The sequence below is a fragment of the Streptomyces sp. NBC_00726 genome (assembly GCF_045161735.1).
Classification (GTDB): domain Bacteria; phylum Actinomycetota; class Actinomycetes; order Streptomycetales; family Streptomycetaceae; genus Streptomyces.
Genome location: NZ_CP108983.1, coordinates 4,173,820 through 4,189,959 on the forward strand (window position 1 = coordinate 4,173,820; position 16,140 = coordinate 4,189,959).

At 72.8% G+C, this 16,140-nt stretch carries 14 protein-coding genes and 1 pseudogene; 9 read left to right on the forward strand and 6 right to left on the reverse strand.

Going from position 1 to position 16,140, the window contains the following annotated elements:
• The first annotated feature begins 9 nt into the window (after window positions 1-9).
• Together sucC and sucD are read left to right on the forward strand one after the other, a co-directional pair.
• Entirely contained in the window at window positions 10-1,191 is a 1,182-nt protein-coding gene (gene sucC / locus OG338_RS18795; RefSeq protein ID WP_073862690.1) for an ADP-forming succinate--CoA ligase subunit beta, read from the forward strand.
• A 21-nt stretch (window positions 1,192-1,212) separates the two neighbouring features.
• Window positions 1,213-2,097 carry a succinate--CoA ligase subunit alpha gene (sucD, locus tag OG338_RS18800; RefSeq protein WP_405938412.1) on the forward strand — a complete coding sequence of 295 codons (885 nt, stop codon included), beginning with the start codon at window positions 1,213-1,215 and terminating at the stop codon, window positions 2,095-2,097.
• A gap of 105 nt (window positions 2,098-2,202) precedes the next feature.
• On the opposite strand, the gene OG338_RS18805 is transcribed toward sucD, so the two are convergent.
• On the reverse strand, window positions 2,203-3,423 hold the full coding sequence (locus OG338_RS18805; protein WP_405938413.1) for a helix-turn-helix domain-containing protein: 1,221 nt from the start codon (window positions 3,421-3,423) through the stop codon (window positions 2,203-2,205).
• 125 nt (window positions 3,424-3,548) lie between these two features.
• Here OG338_RS18805 and OG338_RS18810 point away from each other — a divergent pair, with 125 nt between their 5' ends.
• Window positions 3,549-5,102, forward strand: coding sequence for a DUF6350 family protein (locus tag OG338_RS18810; protein WP_405940464.1), 1,554 nt, complete (start codon window positions 3,549-3,551; stop codon window positions 5,100-5,102).
• Here the strand turns inward: OG338_RS18810 and OG338_RS18815 are convergent.
• A complete protein-coding gene (locus tag OG338_RS18815; protein ID WP_405938414.1) occupies window positions 5,092-5,937 on the reverse strand; it encodes a hypothetical protein in 846 nt (281 codons plus the stop codon). The genes OG338_RS18810 and OG338_RS18815 overlap by 11 nt on opposite strands.
• Window positions 5,938-6,233: 296 nt before the next feature.
• Here OG338_RS18815 and purN point away from each other — a divergent pair, with 296 nt between their 5' ends.
• Together purN and purH are read left to right on the forward strand one after the other, a co-directional pair.
• The gene (purN, locus tag OG338_RS18820) at window positions 6,234-6,890 is read left to right on the forward strand and encodes a phosphoribosylglycinamide formyltransferase (RefSeq protein WP_405938415.1); all 657 of its coding nucleotides are present in this window, start codon (window positions 6,234-6,236) and stop codon (window positions 6,888-6,890) included.
• Entirely contained in the window at window positions 6,877-8,430 is a 1,554-nt protein-coding gene (gene purH / locus OG338_RS18825) for a bifunctional phosphoribosylaminoimidazolecarboxamide formyltransferase/IMP cyclohydrolase (protein ID WP_405938416.1), read from the forward strand. Before purN ends, purH begins: the two co-directional genes overlap by 14 nt.
• Before the next feature lie 97 nt (window positions 8,431-8,527).
• On the opposite strand, the gene OG338_RS18830 is transcribed toward purH, so the two are convergent.
• Window positions 8,528-9,112, reverse strand: coding sequence for an RDD family protein (locus OG338_RS18830; RefSeq protein WP_405938417.1), 585 nt, complete (start codon window positions 9,110-9,112; stop codon window positions 8,528-8,530).
• A gap of 227 nt (window positions 9,113-9,339) precedes the next feature.
• Here OG338_RS18830 and OG338_RS18835 point away from each other — a divergent pair, with 227 nt between their 5' ends.
• From OG338_RS18835 to OG338_RS18845, 3 genes and pseudogenes are all read left to right on the forward strand, one after another.
• Window positions 9,340-10,209, forward strand: a complete 870-nt coding sequence (locus OG338_RS18835; protein ID WP_405938418.1) for a bifunctional methylenetetrahydrofolate dehydrogenase/methenyltetrahydrofolate cyclohydrolase — start codon at window positions 9,340-9,342, stop codon at window positions 10,207-10,209.
• 28 nt (window positions 10,210-10,237) lie between these two features.
• Window positions 10,238-10,687 (forward strand): annotated as a pseudogene (locus tag OG338_RS18840) (DUF3017 domain-containing protein); the annotation flags it as partial.
• Between the two features lie 368 nt (window positions 10,688-11,055).
• Entirely contained in the window at window positions 11,056-12,045 is a 990-nt protein-coding gene (locus OG338_RS18845; protein ID WP_405938419.1) for a malate dehydrogenase, read from the forward strand.
• A 71-nt stretch (window positions 12,046-12,116) separates the two neighbouring features.
• Here the strand turns inward: OG338_RS18845 and OG338_RS18850 are convergent, their stop codons facing one another.
• On the reverse strand, window positions 12,117-12,839 hold the full coding sequence (locus tag OG338_RS18850) for an isocitrate lyase/phosphoenolpyruvate mutase family protein (protein WP_405938420.1): 723 nt from the start codon (window positions 12,837-12,839) through the stop codon (window positions 12,117-12,119).
• 8 nt (window positions 12,840-12,847) lie between these two features.
• Window positions 12,848-13,357 (reverse strand): carboxymuconolactone decarboxylase family protein, encoded by a 510-nt coding sequence (locus tag OG338_RS18855; protein ID WP_405938421.1) that lies wholly within the window; start codon window positions 13,355-13,357, stop codon window positions 12,848-12,850.
• A gap of 46 nt (window positions 13,358-13,403) precedes the next feature.
• On the opposite strand from OG338_RS18855, the gene OG338_RS18860 reads away from it, so the two are divergent.
• The gene (locus OG338_RS18860) at window positions 13,404-14,810 is read left to right on the forward strand and encodes a PLP-dependent aminotransferase family protein (protein ID WP_405938422.1); all 1,407 of its coding nucleotides are present in this window, start codon (window positions 13,404-13,406) and stop codon (window positions 14,808-14,810) included.
• A gap of 8 nt (window positions 14,811-14,818) precedes the next feature.
• Here the strand turns inward: OG338_RS18860 and rocD are convergent, their stop codons facing one another.
• On the reverse strand, window positions 14,819-16,024 hold the full coding sequence (rocD, locus tag OG338_RS18865; protein ID WP_405938423.1) for an ornithine--oxo-acid transaminase: 1,206 nt from the start codon (window positions 16,022-16,024) through the stop codon (window positions 14,819-14,821).
• Between the last annotated feature and the right edge of the window lie 116 nt (window positions 16,025-16,140).

The following is a 16,140-nucleotide window of genomic DNA, read 5'->3' on the forward strand; positions in this document are numbered from 1 at the left end:
CGGACGCGCGTGGACCTGTTCGAGTACCAGGCGAGGGACCTCTTCGCCAAGCACGGTGTACCGGTGCTGGCCGGTGAAGTCATCGACACGCCTGAGGCAGCCCGCGAGGCGACCGAGCGGCTGGGCGGCAAGTCGGTCGTCAAGGCGCAGGTGAAGGTCGGCGGCCGCGGCAAGGCCGGCGGCGTCAAGCTGGCGGCGAACGCCGACGAGGCGGTCGCCCGCGCGACCGACATCCTCGGCATGGACATCAAGGGCCACACGGTCCACAAGGTGATGATCGCCGAGCTGTCGCCGGAGATCGAGGCGGAGTACTACGTCTCGTACCTGCTCGACCGCACCAACCGCACCTTCCTGGCCATGGCCTCGGTGCAGGGTGGCATGGACATCGAGGAGGTCGCGGAGAAGACCCCCGAGGCCCTTGCGAAGGTCCCGGTCAACGCCGTCGACGGCGTCGACATCGCCAAGGCCCGCGAGATCGTGGCCCAGGCGAAGTTCCCGGCCGACGTGGCCGAGGGCGTTGCCGAGGCCCTGGTCACCCTGTGGGAGACCTTCGTCGCCGAGGACGCGCTCCTCGTCGAGGTCAACCCGCTGGTGAAGACCAAGGACGGCCGCATCCTGGCCCTGGACGGCAAGGTCTCGCTCGACGAGAACGCCGACTTCCGCCAGCCGGAGCACGAGGCCCTTGAGGACAAGGCCGCGGCCAACCCGCTGGAGGCCGCCGCCAAGGCCAAGAACCTCAACTACGTCAAGCTCGACGGTGAGGTCGGCATCATCGGCAACGGCGCCGGTCTGGTCATGTCGACCCTGGACGTCGTCGCGTACGCCGGTGAGAACCACGGCAACGTGAAGCCCGCCAACTTCCTCGACATCGGCGGCGGCGCCTCCGCCGAGGTCATGGCGAACGGCCTGGAGATCATCCTCGGCGACCCGGACGTCAAGTCCGTCTTCGTCAACGTCTTCGGTGGCATCACCGCCTGCGACGAGGTCGCCAACGGCATCGTCCAGGCCCTGGAGCTGCTCAAGTCGAAGGGCGAGGCCGTCACCAAGCCCCTCGTCGTGCGTCTCGACGGCAACAACGCGGAGCTGGGTCGCAAGATCCTCTCCGACGCCAACCACCCGCTGGTCCAGCGCGTGGACACCATGGACGGCGCGGCCGACAAGGCCGCCGAGCTCGCCGCGGCTGCGAAGTAAGGAAGAGGGACTCAGACCACCATGGCTATCTTCCTCACCAAGGACAGCAAGGTCATCGTCCAGGGGATGACCGGCGCCACGGGCATGAAGCACACCAAGCTCATGCTCGGCGACGGCACCAACATCGTCGGCGGCGTGAACCCGCGCAAGGCCGGCACGACCGTCGACTTCGACGGCACCGAGGTCCCCGTCTTCGGCTCCGTCGCCGAGGCGATGGAGAAGACCGGCGCCGACGTGTCCGTCCTCTTCGTGCCGCCGGCCTTCGCCAAGGCCGCCGTCATCGAGGCGATCGACGCCGAGATCCCGCTCGCCGTCGTGATCACCGAGGGCATCGCCGTCCACGACTCGGCCGCCTTCTGGGCGTACGCCGGCTCGAAGGGCAACAAGACCCGGATCATCGGTCCGAACTGCCCCGGCCTGATCACCCCCGGCCAGTCCAACGCCGGCATCATCCCGGGCGACATCACCAAGCCCGGCCGCATCGGTCTCGTGTCCAAGTCCGGCACGCTGACCTACCAGATGATGTACGAGCTCCGCGACATCGGCTTCTCGTCCGCCGTCGGCATCGGTGGCGACCCGGTCATCGGTACGACGCACATCGACGCCCTCGCGGCGTTCGAGGCGGACCCCGAGACCGACCTGATCGTCATGATCGGCGAGATCGGCGGCGACGCCGAGGAGCGTGCCGCCGACTTCATCGCGAAGAACGTCACCAAGCCGGTCGTCGGTTACGTCGCGGGCTTCACCGCCCCCGAGGGCAAGACCATGGGCCACGCGGGCGCCATCGTCTCCGGCTCCTCCGGCACCGCGCAGGCCAAGAAGGAGGCCCTTGAGGCCGCCGGCGTGAAGGTCGGCAAGACGCCGACCGAGACCGCCAAGCTGGCGCGCGAGATCCTCGGCGCCTGACCCCGGCGCCGCGCTCGCGCGGCAGGGTGTCACCGTACGCACGACGCGGGCCCGTCCCCCACACCCGGGGGACGGGCCCGCGTCGTCGTGGTGCGCCGGACCTGCTCAGCCGGCCTCCGGCACCAGCCGGGCCGGGCCGTGGAAGAACTCGTCGCCGAGCTTCTTCCGCAGCTTGACGTCCTGCGGCGTCAGCTTCTGCGGGCCCCCGACCGGCGGCACCCCGCCGACCTTCTGGGCGGGCGCCGGAGGTGTCTCGTACTTCCGGGGCGCCGTCGCCAGGGTGATCAGCGTCAGCCCCACGATCAGCACGGTGAACGCGATGGCCGTCCGGGCCCACAGCTGCGCCTTGCGTTCGCTGCCGGTACGGATCAGCTCCGGCACCGGCAGCGGGGCGACGGGCCGGCTGCGGGCGAGGGTGCCCAGGTGCTCGTGGATCAGCGCGGACTGCCCGGCCGGCGCGTCCGGCTCCGCGATCTCCGGCAGCCGCTCGGCGACCGCCGCCCGCGCCGTCACCAGCCGCCCGGCCGCCGCCCGGGTGCTCGCCTCGGTCTCCGCCGCGGTCTCCGGCAGCCCGAGACCCACCCCGTCGTGCAGCACCAGCGTGCGGCGGTACGAGGGGGGCAGGGCCAGGAGCGCGTCCAGCAGCGCCCGCGAGGCCGGGGCCTCGGGCGGCGGGTCGAGGCGGCGGTGCTCCCGGTTGAGCCGGCGCCACGGGGACATCGCGTACTCATAGGCGGCGGCCCGCACCCAGCCGACCGGGTCCCGGTCCACCGCGACCTCCGGCCACCGCTCCCAGGCCAGCTCGAACGCCTTGGTCACGGCCGCGCGGGACAGCGCGCGCTGCCCGGTCAGCAGATAGGTCTGCTGGAAGAGGGCCGAGGCGGCGTACTGGTACAACGCGTCGAACGCGGCGGCGGGAGTGTCGTCGGGCGCGTGCTCCGGATCGCCGGGAGGCGCGTCGGGCACTTCAGCCACCTCAGCTGCATCAGGCACAACAGCCACCTCGGCCACCTCGGCCACCTCAGCCACAACAGCCTCGTCCGGCTCAACGGCGACCGGAACCGGCGGAGGGGGCTCCGGAGGCGCCGAGGGCGCCGGGGGCTCCGGGGCGGTGGCGCCCGCCCCGATCAGCCGTGCGTACGCCTCCCGCTTGCGCCCGCGCGGGCTGCTGCGGCCCGTCTCCCAGGCCCGGACCGTCGCCCGGGTCACCCCGACGGCCGACGCGACCTGGTCCTCCGTCAGCGAAAGCGCCTCCCGCAGCCTGCGCCGCTCCTTCGGCGAGGGCAGCGGAGGGGCGGCGGCCTTCTCGGACGTGCTCTGCGTCATGAGGGCCGCCCGCACGGCCTGCACCGGGTGAAAAAGTACATAAACGTATATTGATCGACACCCCGGCTGTTCGCCCGTTACACGAAATAAGCGCGTGTCGTTGGCAGCATGACCGCGTGACCCAAGTGACCGAACGCAGCCCCTTGTTGTCGCAGGACGAGCGGGAACGGCCCGTCGTACTGGTCTCCGCGGTGCTGCGCGGGGCCGTCGCGGCCGGGCTCGGCCTGGGCTCCCTCGTCGTCCTCGTCGCCGTGCTCTGGGTCAGCTCACCGGCCCCGGGCAGCGGCCCCGGCGAGGCGTTCCACGCGGCGGCCGCGCTCTGGCTCCTCGCGCACGGCGCCGAGCTGGTCAGGACCGAGACGCTGACCGGGGCCCCGGCACCGATGGGCGTCGTCCCGCTGCTGCTCGCCGTGCTGCCGGTGTGGCTGGTGCACCGGGCGGCCAGGGATGTGCTGGAGCCCGACGAGGGGCGCGGCGCCCCGTCGCCCGGGGGCGCGTTCGCCCTGGTGACGGGCGGATATCTGCTGGTCGGCGGCGCGGTCGCCCTCTACGCGCGCGGCGCGTCGCTGTCCGCGCGGCCGCTCTCCCTGCTCTTCCCCGGCGCCCTCGTGGTGGCGGGCGCGGCGGCGGCCGGAGTATGGACGGCCCGTGGACGCCCGCTCGGCCCGCCGCCGTCCTGGGCGCCGGTGCGGCTGCACGAGGCGATGGCGCGCAGCCGGTTCCTGCGGCGGGCCGACGCGGTGGGCCGGTCGGCGCTGGCCGGGACCGCGGTGCTGCTGGGCGGCGGCGCGCTGGTCGTCGCGGCGGCCCTGGTGTGGCACGGCGCACCGGTCCAGGAGTCGTTCCTCCGGCTCTCCGGCGACTGGGGCGGCCGCATCGCCGTGCTCCTGCTGGCGCTGGGGCTCGTGCCGAACGCGGCGGTGTGGGGCGCGGCGTACGGGCTCGGCCCCGGGTTCGCCCTCGGTACGGCGTCGACGGTCACCCCACTGGCCTTCACCGGGCCCCCGGCCGTCCCCGACTTCCCGCTGCTCGCCGCGATGCCCGCGCCCGGCCCGGGCGCGCCGCTGAACTGGGCGGCCGGGGCGGTCCCGGTGGCGGCGGCGCTGACGGTGGCCTGGTTCACGGTACGGAGAGCGGTGCCGGCCGAGGGCGTACGGGAGGAGGCGTGGAGCCTGGGGGAGACCGCGCTCACCACCGCACTGGGGGCGGCCGGCTGCGGGCTCGGCACGGCGCTGCTGGCGGCCGCCGCCGGGGGACCGCTCGGCACCCACGCCCTGGCGGACTTCGGACCGGTGTGGTGGCTCACCGGGGCGGCGGCCCTGGCGTGGACGACGGCGATCGGCGTCCCGGCGGCCCTGCTGCTACGGGCCTGGCGGCTGCGCGGACGTAAGAAGGAAGGCGCCGAGCCGGCGGAGCCGGGCACCACGGCGCCTTCGGTGAGCACGATCAAGCCCCCCAAGCCCCCCAAGCAGCCCGCACCCGTCGTCCCCCAGCCGCCCGCACCCGCGAAGGCCGAGGACACGGGCGTGGACACGGGCGAGGCCGGCGAAGAGGGCCAGGGCGACGACGGGGACGACGACCTCGACGCGTACGACTTCCTGCCCACTGACCCCTGGCACGCCCGGGAGGCCGAGCGGGAGGCCGACGCGCCCCCCGGCCCCCCGGCCGCTAGCGCTTGACGCCGAAGAACGGCTCCAGCGGCTTCGGGAGCAGGTCGTTGCAGGTCAGCTGGCCGGACTTGGTCAGGGCGTCGTTCACACAGGTGTAGTAGTCGCGGTAGACCATCTGCACCGTGAACGTCGTCGCGACGATCGCCAGCGCGACCACGCCCGTCACCAGACCGCTCACCGCGGCCGTGGTCTGCTGCCGGCCCCCGCGCTGCGCGGCGAGCGTGTCCGGCGCGGGAGCGGTCCCGTCCGCCTGGGAGCTTGCCGCCCCGGCAGGCGCGGCGGCGTCACCGGCCACCGGCGGCCTCGGCTTGGCGCGCAGCGCGCTGACCGCCCAGTACGTGGCGAGCGCGCCGAGCAGCAGGGCGATCTCCGAGAAGTCGAAGATCGCGAAGAAGAAGGCCCACATGCCGGAGAGCAGCGCGTAGCGGGCGCGGCGCTGGATGGGGTCGGTCGGGTCCCAGCGCGGACCGGCCGGGGGCCGCTCCGTACCGCCGGGACCGGAGGGCCGCCCGCCGAAGGAGCCGTTCTGACGGCCGGGCTGCCGGCTGCTCCACTGGCTGCCCCACGCGGGCCGGTCGCCGCCGTTCGCGGAGCTGTCCGAGGAGTCGTCCGGAGACCCGTCCGGAGAGCCGGACGGGTGGCGCGGCTGCCAGGGCTGGTCCGGCCGGCCCTCGGGCGGCGGCGCGAAGGGGTTGTCGTCGTTCGGGCTCCCGGAGGAACCGTTCGGGCTCCCGGAGGAACCGGAGGAGCCGGTGGAAGAGGACGAGGAGGAGCGCTCGCGCATCAGCACGGCGGCCCGCTCGGGCAGCGGCTGGCGGAAGGCGGTGCGGCGTCGATCCGGCATGTGGTGAACGTCTTCCCCATCTCGTCGTTTCCGCCCGGCGGACGGTTCGCTGCCCCTGACGCTACCTTCCGGCGCGGAGGGGCCGAAAGCGGGGAGCGCGGGGGTCCGTCACCCCCGTCAGACGGGGGAGCGGCGAGGTGCCGGTATCGTTGCTGACGGTCGGCCCGTTCGTAGAGTTCCCCGTATGGGGGAGTGCGCTTCTTTCGTACGACCGTACAAATCGCAGGCCGCCGCCCCGGTGCCGTGGTGGCGGGCCGGCCGCTTCGAACCGCTCGCACGCGAGAAAGGGCCCAGCCGTGGCCTCCCCGCTTCCCTCCGCCGCCCCGGCCCGTGTGGTCGTCCTGGTCTCCGGTTCCGGTACGAATCTCCAGGCCCTGCTCGATGTGATCGGTGACGATCCCGAGGGCTTCGGCGCCCGGATCGTCGCGGTCGGCGCCGACCGCGACGGCATCGCCGGCCTGGCACGGGCCGAGCGCGCCGGGCTCCCCACCTTCACGTGCCGCGTCAAGGACCACGCCACCCGCGAGGAGTGGGACGCCGCGCTCGCCGAGGCCACCGCCGCGCACCGGCCGGACCTCGTGGTGTCCGCCGGGTTCATGAAGATCGTGGGCAAGGAGTTCCTGGCCCGGTTCGGCGGCCGGTTCATCAACACCCACCCCGCCCTGCTCCCCAGCTTTCCCGGCGCCCACGGCGTGCGTGACGCGCTCGCGTACGGAGTGAAGGTGACCGGGTGCACCGTCCACTTCGTCGACGACGGCGTCGACACCGGTCCGATCATCGCGCAGGGCGTGGTCGAGGTGACCGAAGAGGACACCCCGGAGGGCGAAGCGGCCCTCCACGAACGCATCAAGGAAGTCGAGCGCAAGCTGCTCGCCGAGGCCGTGGGGCGGCTCGCCCGCGACGGCTATCGCATTGAGGGACGAAAGGTTCATCTCGGTCATGTCGGAGAATAAGTCCATCCGCCGCGCCCTGGTCAGCGTCTACGACAAGACGGGCCTCGAAGACCTCGCCCGCGGTCTGCACGAGGCGGGTGTCGAACTGGTCTCCACCGGGTCCACCGCCGGAAAGATCGCCGCCGCCGGTGTCCCGGTCACCAAGGTCGAGGAGCTGACCGGCTTCCCCGAGTGCCTCGACGGCCGCGTCAAGACGCTGCACCCCCGCGTCCACGCCGGCATCCTCGCCGACCTGCGCCTGGACGCGCACCGCGCGCAGCTGGCCGAGCTGGGCGTCGAGCCGTTCGACCTGGTCGTCGTCAACCTGTATCCGTTCAAGGAGACCGTCGCCTCCGGCGCCACCGCCGACGAGTGCGTCGAGCAGATCGACATCGGCGGCCCGTCGATGGTCCGCGCCGCCGCCAAGAACCACCCGTCCGTGGCCGTCGTCACCAGCCCGGAGCGTTACGCCGACGTGCTCGCCGCGGTCAAGGCGGGCGGCTTCGACCTGACCGCCCGCAAGCGGCTCGCCGCCGAGGCGTTCCAGCACACCGCCGCCTACGACGTGGCCGTCGCCGGCTGGTTCGCCGACGACTACGCCGCCGCCGACGACTCCGGCTTCCCGGACTTCTTCGGTGCGACGTACGCGCGCGAGGACGTCCTGCGCTACGGCGAGAACCCGCACCAGCCCGCCGCGCTCTACACCTCCGGCACCGGCGGCCTCGCCGAGGCGGAGCAGCTGCACGGCAAGGCGATGTCGTACAACAACTACACGGACACCGACGCCGCCCGGCGTGCCGCGTACGACCACGCCGAGCCCTGCGTCGCGATCATCAAGCACGCCAACCCGTGCGGCATCGCCATCGCCGACGACGTCGCCACGGCGCACCGCAACGCGCACGCCTGCGACCCGCTCTCCGCGTTCGGCGGCGTGATCGCCGTCAACCGTCCGGTGACCGTCGCCATGGCCGAGCAGGTCGCGGAGATCTTCACCGAGGTCATCGTCGCCCCGGCGTACGAGGACGGCGCGGTCGAGATCCTGGCGCGTAAGAAGAACATCCGGGTGCTGCGCTGCCCCGAGGCCCCGTCCGCCGAGGTCGAGGTCAAGCCGATCGACGGCGGCGCGCTGCTCCAGGTCACCGACCGCCTCCAGGCCGAGGGCGACGACCCGGCCAACTGGACGCTCGCCACGGGCGACGCGCTCTCCGCCGACGAGCTGCGCGAGCTCGCCTTCGCGTGGAAGGCGTGCCGCGCGGTCAAGTCCAACGCGATCCTGCTCGCCAAGGACGGCGCCTCGGTCGGCGTCGGCATGGGCCAGGTCAACCGGGTCGACTCCGCGAAGCTGGCCGTCGAGCGCGCGGGCGAGGAGCGGGCCGCCGGTTCCTACGCGGCGTCCGACGCCTTCTTCCCCTTCCCGGACGGGCTGGAGATCCTGACCGCCGCCGGCGTCAAGGCCGTGGCCCAGCCGGGCGGTTCGGTCCGCGACGAGCTGGTGGTCGAGGCCGCGAAGAAGGCGGGCGTGACGATGTACTTCACGGGCACCCGGCACTTCTTCCACTGAGCCGAATCGTCCGGGCCGACTCGTTCCCGTACGACCGAGGGCCGTAACCCCACGCGATGCGCGTGCGGTTACGGCCCTCGGCCTGTCGGGCGGTCGGTCAGCCGACGCGCACGACGACGCTGGAGCAGACCTTGTCCGCGAACGTCTGGTTCTTGTCGTCCCACAGCGGCCACAGCCAGCCGATGTAGCAGGCGAGGCTGTCCAGGAAGTGGGCGATGTAGCGGACGAAGGCCATGCCGAAGCCGAGCGGGCGGCCGTCGGCCTCGCGCAGCAGGCTGATGCCGAGGGCCTTCTTGCCGATGAACTGGCCGGTCGTGCCCTCCTTGTAGAGCTTGAAGAGGCCGCCGCCGATGCCCACGATGATGCCGAGGAACATGACCGCGGTGCCCGCGCCACCGCCCATGCCGCCGCCGATGCCCATGATGACGGCGTAGGGGATGCCGATGCAGATGCCGTCGATCAGGATCGCGCCGACACGCCGCCACCAGCCGGACAGCGGCGGGCGGGCGCCGTAACCGGGCTGCTGGCCGTAGTCGCCGCCGGGCACCGGCGGGGCGGTCGGGTAGCCGTAGCCCTGCTGTGGCACACCCTGCGGGGCCTGCGGGTAGCCGTAGCCCGGCTGCTGCGGCTGACCGGGCTGCTGCCCGTAGGGGTTGTTCGGGTTCGGGTCGCCGAAGCTCATGGGCGTTCCTCCAACAGACGTACGGGGACGGTGCGGCCGCACGGAGGAGAGAGAAAACGTCAGCGGTCCAGCCCCCCGGTTACTGCTGCGGCACAGCGGCCCTCATCGTTATAAGCCGTTAGTACGTTTGTCCAGCCGCAGCGCAAGAAGTTGTCCAAGTGCAACCTTGCGTCCACGCCTGGTACCTGATTGGTCCGAGGGCGGGGTCATCCGGGAGTATGGGGACCATGACTGCCCAGATTCTCGATGGCAAGGCCACCGCAGCCGCGATCAAGTCCGATCTGACCGCCCGCGTGGCGGCCCTCAAGGCCCGGGGCGTCACGCCCGGCCTGGGAACCCTGCTGGTCGGGGACGACCCGGGCAGCAGGTGGTACGTGAACGGCAAGCACAAGGACTGCGCCCAGGTCGGCATCGGGTCCATCCAGCGCGAACTCCCCGACACCGCCACGCAGGAGGAGATCGAGGCCGTCGTCCGCGAGCTCAACGCCGACCCCGCCTGCACGGGTTACATCGTGCAGCTTCCCCTGCCCAAGGGAATCGACACCAACCGCGTCCTGGAACTGATGGATCCGGCCAAGGACGCGGACGGCCTGCACCCGATGAACCTCGGCCGTCTGGTGCTCAACGAGACCGGACCGCTGCCGTGCACCCCGCAGGGCGTCGTCCAGCTCCTGCGCCACCACGGCGTCGAGATCAACGGCGCCCATGTCGTGGTCGTCGGACGCGGTGTCACCATCGGGCGCTCCATCCCGCTGCTGCTCACCCGCAAGTCGGAGAACGCCACGGTGACCCAGTGCCACACCGGCACCCGGGACCTGGCCGCCCATCTGAAGCAGGCCGACATCGTCGTCGCCGCCGCGGGCGTGCCGCACATCATCAAGCCCGAGCACGTGAAGCCGGGCGCGGCCGTCCTGGACGTCGGCGTCAGCCGCGACGAGAACGGCAAGATCGTCGGCGACGTCCACCCCGGCGTGGCCGAGGTCGCCGCCTGGATCTCGCCGAACCCGGGCGGTGTCGGCCCGATGACCCGCGCCCAGCTGCTCGTCAACGTGGTCGAGGCCGCCGAGCGCGACGCGGCCGCCGGCTCCGCCGGCTGACCCCGTGGGCGCTGGTACGAGTCCGGACACCGGCTCCACGGCGGCCGGTGAGGCGGCGGCCCCCGACGCCTCCGCCGCGACCCGGCGGTCCCGGCGGTTCTCGCTGACCCGGGACACCGCGCGGCCCGAGGGCGGCGGGCGGGCGGCCGGCGGGGACGCGCCGGCCCCGGCCCGGCAGTGGCCGCTGCTCGCGGTGCTCTGCACGGCCGGCGCCGGACTGCTGATCGTGGCGGCCGATCCGTTCGAGGAAGCCTTCCGGGCCGGCACGATACTGATCGGCGCCGCCCTCGTGCTGGGCGCGGTGCTGCGCGTGACCGTCCGGTCGGTGGGCATGCTCGCGGTGCGGTCCCGCTTCACCGATCTGGTGACGTACGGCCTGCTCGGCGTCCTCATCGTGCTGCTCGCGCTGGTCGCGCAGCCGAAGCCGTGGCTGGACATCCCGTTCCTGGAGGACGCGGTCCACTTCACGGTCCGCTGACCCGGGCGCCGGAGAGCGGAAGCAGCGGGTGCCGAAGAGCCGGTGGCCGTCCCCTCCCCCGAGAAGGGACGGACACCGGGGGTCGGGGGCAACCGGAGCGCGAAGCTCCCGAAGCGGCGTCGAGCGGCCTTGCCCCGTCCTGCGTCCAGCCTTGTTGACGGCCCTCACCCGTTCAAGGGATGGCTTGCCGCTGTGGCACGGAAGTGACCATTCCGCCATGGTGTGATCAACAGGCAACGGGGGCCGGGCGGCCGCGCGGTTCCGGGTCGGATAGCCTGGCCGACGGATATCTCTTCACATCAAGATTCAGGGATGTCCCGCACCAGGGGCCAGGAGCCCGGACCGCCAGCTGTCTAACGGAGATCGCCATGACCCGCACTCCCGTGAATGTCACCGTGACCGGCGCAGCCGGCCAGATCGGCTACGCACTGCTCTTCCGCATCGCCTCCGGCCACCTGCTCGGCCCGGACGTGCCGGTCAACCTGCGCCTCCTGGAGATCCCCCAGGGGCTGAAGGCCGCCGAGGGCACCGCGATGGAGCTCGACGACTGCGCCTTCCCGCTGCTGCGCAACATCGAGATCACCGACGACGCGAACGTCGGCTTCGCCGGTGCGAACGTCGCCCTGCTCGTCGGCGCCCGCCCCCGCACCAAGGGCATGGAGCGCGGCGACCTGCTCTCCGCCAACGGCGGCATCTTCAAGCCGCAGGGCAAGGCGATCAACGACAACGCCGCGGACGACATCAAGGTCCTCGTCGTCGGCAACCCGGCCAACACCAACGCGCTCATCGCACAGGCCGCCGCCCCGGACGTGCCGGCCGAGCGCTTCACCGCGATGACCCGTCTGGACCACAACCGCGCGATCTCGCAGCTGGCCGCCAAGACCGGTGCCGCCGTCTCCGACATCAAGAAGCTGACGATCTGGGGCAACCACTCGGCCACCCAGTACCCGGACATCTTCCACGCCGAGGTCGCCGGCAAGAACGCCGCCGAGCTCGTCAACGACGAGGCGTGGCTGGCCGACTCCTTCATCCCGACCGTCGCCAAGCGCGGCGCCGCGATCATCGAGGCCCGTGGCGCGTCCTCCGCCGCCTCCGCCGCCAACGCCGCCATCGACCACGTGCACACCTGGGTCAACGGCACCGCCGAGGGCGACTGGACCTCCATGGGCATCCCGTCGGACGGCTCCTACGGCGTCCCCGAGGGCATCATCTCGTCCTTCCCGGTCACCACGAAGGACGGCAAGTACGAGATCGTCCAGGGCCTGGACATCAACGAGTTCTCCCGGGCGCGCATCGACGCCTCGGTCAAGGAGCTCACCGAGGAGCGCGACGCGGTCCGCGAGCTCGGCCTGATCTGAGCCCTTCAGGCTTACGCACACGACCCCGGCAGCCGTCGAGCTGCCGGGGTCGTGGTGTGTTTCCTTACGGGTCAGAGCCCGGCCGCGATCTCCCGCAGGGCCCCCATGGCCCGGCGCTGGAGCCCCGGCCCGAAGGTGATCCGGGTCGCCCCCAGCTCACCGAGGCGGCGCGGCCCCGGCCCGTCCGGCCCGGCCAGCGCGTTCAGCGGCAGCCCGGGCAGCGCACCGGCCAGCGGCCCGAACACCTCGGGCGGGGCCAGGATCGGGTACACGCAGTCCGCGCCCGCCGCCGCGTAGAGCCGGGCCCGGCGCAGGGTCTCCGCCGCCGGGTCCACCCCGGCCGGGACACCCGTGACATACGTGTCGATCCGGGCGTTCACGAAGAGCGCGTCCCCGGCCGCCGCCCGCACCGCGGCCAGCCGGTCCGCCTGCGCTCCGGCGTCCAGCAGGACCCCGTCCACCGTGTCCTCCAGATTGCAGCCGGCCGCCCCCGCCGCGAACAGCCGCTCCACCAGCTCGCCGGGCGGCAGCCCGTACCCGGCCTCGACATCCGCCGACACCGGTACGGAGACGGCCCGGGCGATCCGGGCCACCGCCGCGAACATCTCACCGGCGGGCGTCGAGCCGTCCTCGTAACCCAGCGAAGCCGCGACCCCCGCGCTCGGGGTGGCGAGCGCGGGGAAGCCGGCGTCCGCGAGGACCCGGGCGCTCGCGGCGTCCCACGGGCCCGGGAGGACCAGCGGGTCGCCGGGGGTGCGGCCGTGGTGCAGGGCCCGCAGGCCCGACGCGGTCACCGGGCCGCTCAGCCGTGGTCGCCGGGCGTGTAGTGGCCCGGCACCATGCGGGTGGTCACGGCGAAGCGGTTCCAGGCGTTGATCGTGATGATCGACGCGATGAGGTGGGCCAGCTCCTCCTCGCCGAAGTGCTTCGCGGCCCGCGCGTACACCTCGTCCGGTACGAAGCCGTCGGTCAGCACGGTCACCGCCTCGGTCAGCTCGATCGCGGCGATCTCCTTCGGCGTGTAGAAGTGCCGCGACTCCTCCCACGCGCTGAGCTGGACGATCCGCTCCAGCGACTCGCCCGCCGCGAGCGCGTCCTTGGTGTGCATGTCCAGGCAGAACGCGCAGTGGTTGAGCTGCGAGGCGCGGATCTTCACCAGCTCGCCGATCACCGGGTCGACGCCCCTGCGGGACGCGGCGTCCAGGCGGGCCATCGCCTTGTAGACGTCGGGAGCGTGCTGCGCCCAGGCCAGGCGCGGGGTGTGCTCGGGGCAGTAGCCGGAGGTGCTGTCGCTGTTCTCGTTCGTCGTCATGCCACCAGGTTACGGAGAGAGTGGCGCAGCGGTATGGTCCATTTCCATGACGGATGCCTGGGCCACTTTCGGCGCCGACCTCCATATCGACCCGACCGGCTCGACCGGGCTGCGGGCCGGCCTGATGGACGCCCTGCGCGAGGCCGTCCGCACCGGCCGGCTGACCCCAGGCACCCGCCTGCCGTCCTCCCGCACTCTCGCCGCCGACCTCGGCATCGCCCGCAACACCGTCGCCGACGCCTACGCGGAGCTGGTCGCCGAGGGCTGGCTCACCGCCCGCCAGGGCTCCGGAACCCGGGTGGCCCGCCGCGCCGACCCCCGCCCCCCGGCGGCGCCCGAGGCCCCGCGCGCCCGGCCACCGCGCAGCGCACCCGCGTACAGCCTGAAGTCCGGCACCCCCGACCTGGCCACCTTCCCACGCGCCGAGTGGCTGAAGGCGGCCCGGCGTGCCCTGTCCGCCGCGCCGAACGACGCCTTCGGCTACGGCGACCCGCGCGGCCGGATCGAGCTGCGCACGGTCCTCGCCGAGTATCTGGCCCGGGCGCGCGGGGTGTACGCCGACCCGGACCGGATCATCGTCTGCTCCGGATTCGTGCACGGGCTGATGCTGCTCGGCAAGGTGCTGCGCGGGCGCCGGGTTCGGGAGGTGGCCGTGGAGTCGTACTGCCTCGGCATCCACACCCGCCTGCTCACCGGGGCCGGGCTGCGCATCCCCTGCCTGCCCGTCGACGAGCTGGGCACCCGGACCGGCGAGCTGCACACCCTGCGCCAGGCGGGCGCGGTCCTGCTGACCCCGGCGCACCAGTTCCCCACCGGCGTCCCGCTCCACCCGGACCGGCGGGCGGCGGCCGTCGACTGGGCGCGGGCCACCGGCGGGCTGATCCTGGAGGACGACTACGACGGCGAGTTCCGCTACGACCGCCAGCCGGTCGGCGCCCTCCAGGGCCTGGACCCGGAGCGCGTCGTCTACCTGGGCACCGCCAGCAAGTCCCTGGCCCCGGGGCTGCGGCTCGGCTGGATGGTGGTGCCGCGCGCCCTGGCGGCCGCGGTCGCCGAGGCGAAGGGGGCGAGCGACTGGGCGCCGGGCGCGCTGGACCAGCTGACGCTCGCGGAGTTCATGGCCTCGGGGGCGTACGACCGGCACGTCCGGTCCATGCGGCTGCGCTACCGCAACCGCCGCGACCAGCTCGTCGCGGCCCTGGCCGAGCGCGCCCCGCAGATCCGGGTCAGCGGGATCGCCGCCGGGCTGCACGCCCTCCTCGAACTTCCGGAGGGCGGCGAGGCCGAGGTGATCCGGGCGGCGGCCTGGCAGGGCCTCGCGCTTGAGGGCCTGGCCTTCTACCGCCACCCGGACGCCGACCTGAAGCGCGAGGCGCTGGTCATCGGCTACGGCACCCCGACGGACAGCGCGTGGGCGGGGGCGCTGGAGGCGCTGCTACGGGTGCTGACGTAGACCGTCCCTCAGCCCAGCAGGACCTCCCGCAGCTGCTCAAGCCCCCAGTCCAGGTCCTCCTTGCCGATCACCAGCGGCGGCGCGATCCGGATCGTGGAGCCGTGGGTGTCCTTCACCAGGACCCGGCGCTCCATCAGCTTCTCGGAGATCTCCCGGCCCGTGCCCAGCTCCGGTTCGATGTCCACGCCCGCCCACAGCCCGCGTCCCCGGACGGCCTGGACCGCGCCCCCGCCCGCCAGGAGTCCCAGCTCGCGGTGGAGGTGGTCGCCCAGCTCGGCGGCGCGCTGCTGGTACTCGCCGGTGTTCAGCATGGCGATCACCTCCAGCGCCACCGCGCAGGCCAGCGGGTTGCCGCCGAACGTCGAGCCGTGCTCGCCGGGCTGGAACACCCCGAGCACCGCCGCCGACGACACCACGGCCGACACCGGTACCACCCCGCCGCCGAGCGCCTTGCCCAGCAGGTACATGTCGGGGACGATGCCCTCGTGCTCGCAGGCGAAGGTCTTCCCGGTCCGGCCCAGACCGGACTGGATCTCGTCCGCGATGAACAGCACGTTCCGCTCACGGGTCAGCTTCCGTACCCCGGCGAGATAGCCGGGCGGCGGCACCAGCACGCCCGCCTCGCCCTGGATCGGCTCGATCAGCACGGCCACGGTGTTCTCCGTCATGGCCGCGCGCATCGCGGTGAGATCCCCGTACGGCACGATCTCGAAACCGGGGGTGTACGGGCCGAAGTCGGCGCGGGCCTCCGGGTCCGTGGAGAAGCTGATCACCGTGGTCGTGCGGCCGTGGAAGTTGTCGGCGGCCACGATGATCTTCGCCATGCCGTCCGGTACGCCCTTGACCCGGTAGCCCCACTTGCGGGCGGTCTTCACCGCCGTCTCGACGGCCTCCGCCCCGGTGTTCATCGGGAGCACCATCTCCATGCCGCACAGCTCCGCCAGGCGCGTACAGAAGTCGGCGAACCGGTCGTGGTGGAAGGCCCGGGAGGTCAGCGTCACCCGTTCCAGCTGGGCCCGGGCCGCGTCGAGCAGCCGGCGGTTGCCGTGGCCGAAATTGAGCGCCGAGTATCCGGCCAGCATGTCGAGGTAGCGGCGGCCCTCGACATCGGTCATCCAGGCCCCGTCCGCCGTGGCGACGACGACGGGCAACGGGTGGTAGTTGTGCGCGCTGTGCGCCTCGGCGGAGGCGATGGCGTTTTCCGTGGTCGACACGGGATCTCCGATCGTCGTGCGGTGTGAGCCTTGGGTGGGCCCACTTTGTATCGTCGGTCGGTTCTCCCGCGGGGAAACCTTCGGTTCACGGCGCGGCTGATTTTTCCGCGGCGCGG

Bases quoted from the DNA above. Each gene is read 5' to 3' on its own strand.
- OG338_RS18845 (WP_405938419.1), top strand. From the start codon at position 11,056: ATGACCCGCACTCCCGTGAATGTCACCGTGACCGGCGCAGCCGGCCAG.
- OG338_RS18815 (WP_405938414.1), bottom strand. From the start codon at position 5,937: ATGCCGGATCGACGCCGCACCGCCTTCCGCCAGCCGCTGCCCGAGCGG.
- sucD (WP_405938412.1), top strand. From the start codon at position 1,213: ATGGCTATCTTCCTCACCAAGGACAGCAAGGTCATCGTCCAGGGGATG.
- OG338_RS18855 (WP_405938421.1), bottom strand. From the start codon at position 13,357: ATGACGACGAACGAGAACAGCGACAGCACCTCCGGCTACTGCCCCGAG.
- OG338_RS18860 (WP_405938422.1), top strand. From the start codon at position 13,404: ATGACGGATGCCTGGGCCACTTTCGGCGCCGACCTCCATATCGACCCG.
- purH (WP_405938416.1), top strand. From the start codon at position 6,877: ATGTCGGAGAATAAGTCCATCCGCCGCGCCCTGGTCAGCGTCTACGAC.
- OG338_RS18835 (WP_405938418.1), top strand. From the start codon at position 9,340: ATGACTGCCCAGATTCTCGATGGCAAGGCCACCGCAGCCGCGATCAAG.
- OG338_RS18805 (WP_405938413.1), bottom strand. From the start codon at position 3,423: ATGACGCAGAGCACGTCCGAGAAGGCCGCCGCCCCTCCGCTGCCCTCG.
- OG338_RS18830 (WP_405938417.1), bottom strand. From the start codon at position 9,112: ATGAGCTTCGGCGACCCGAACCCGAACAACCCCTACGGGCAGCAGCCC.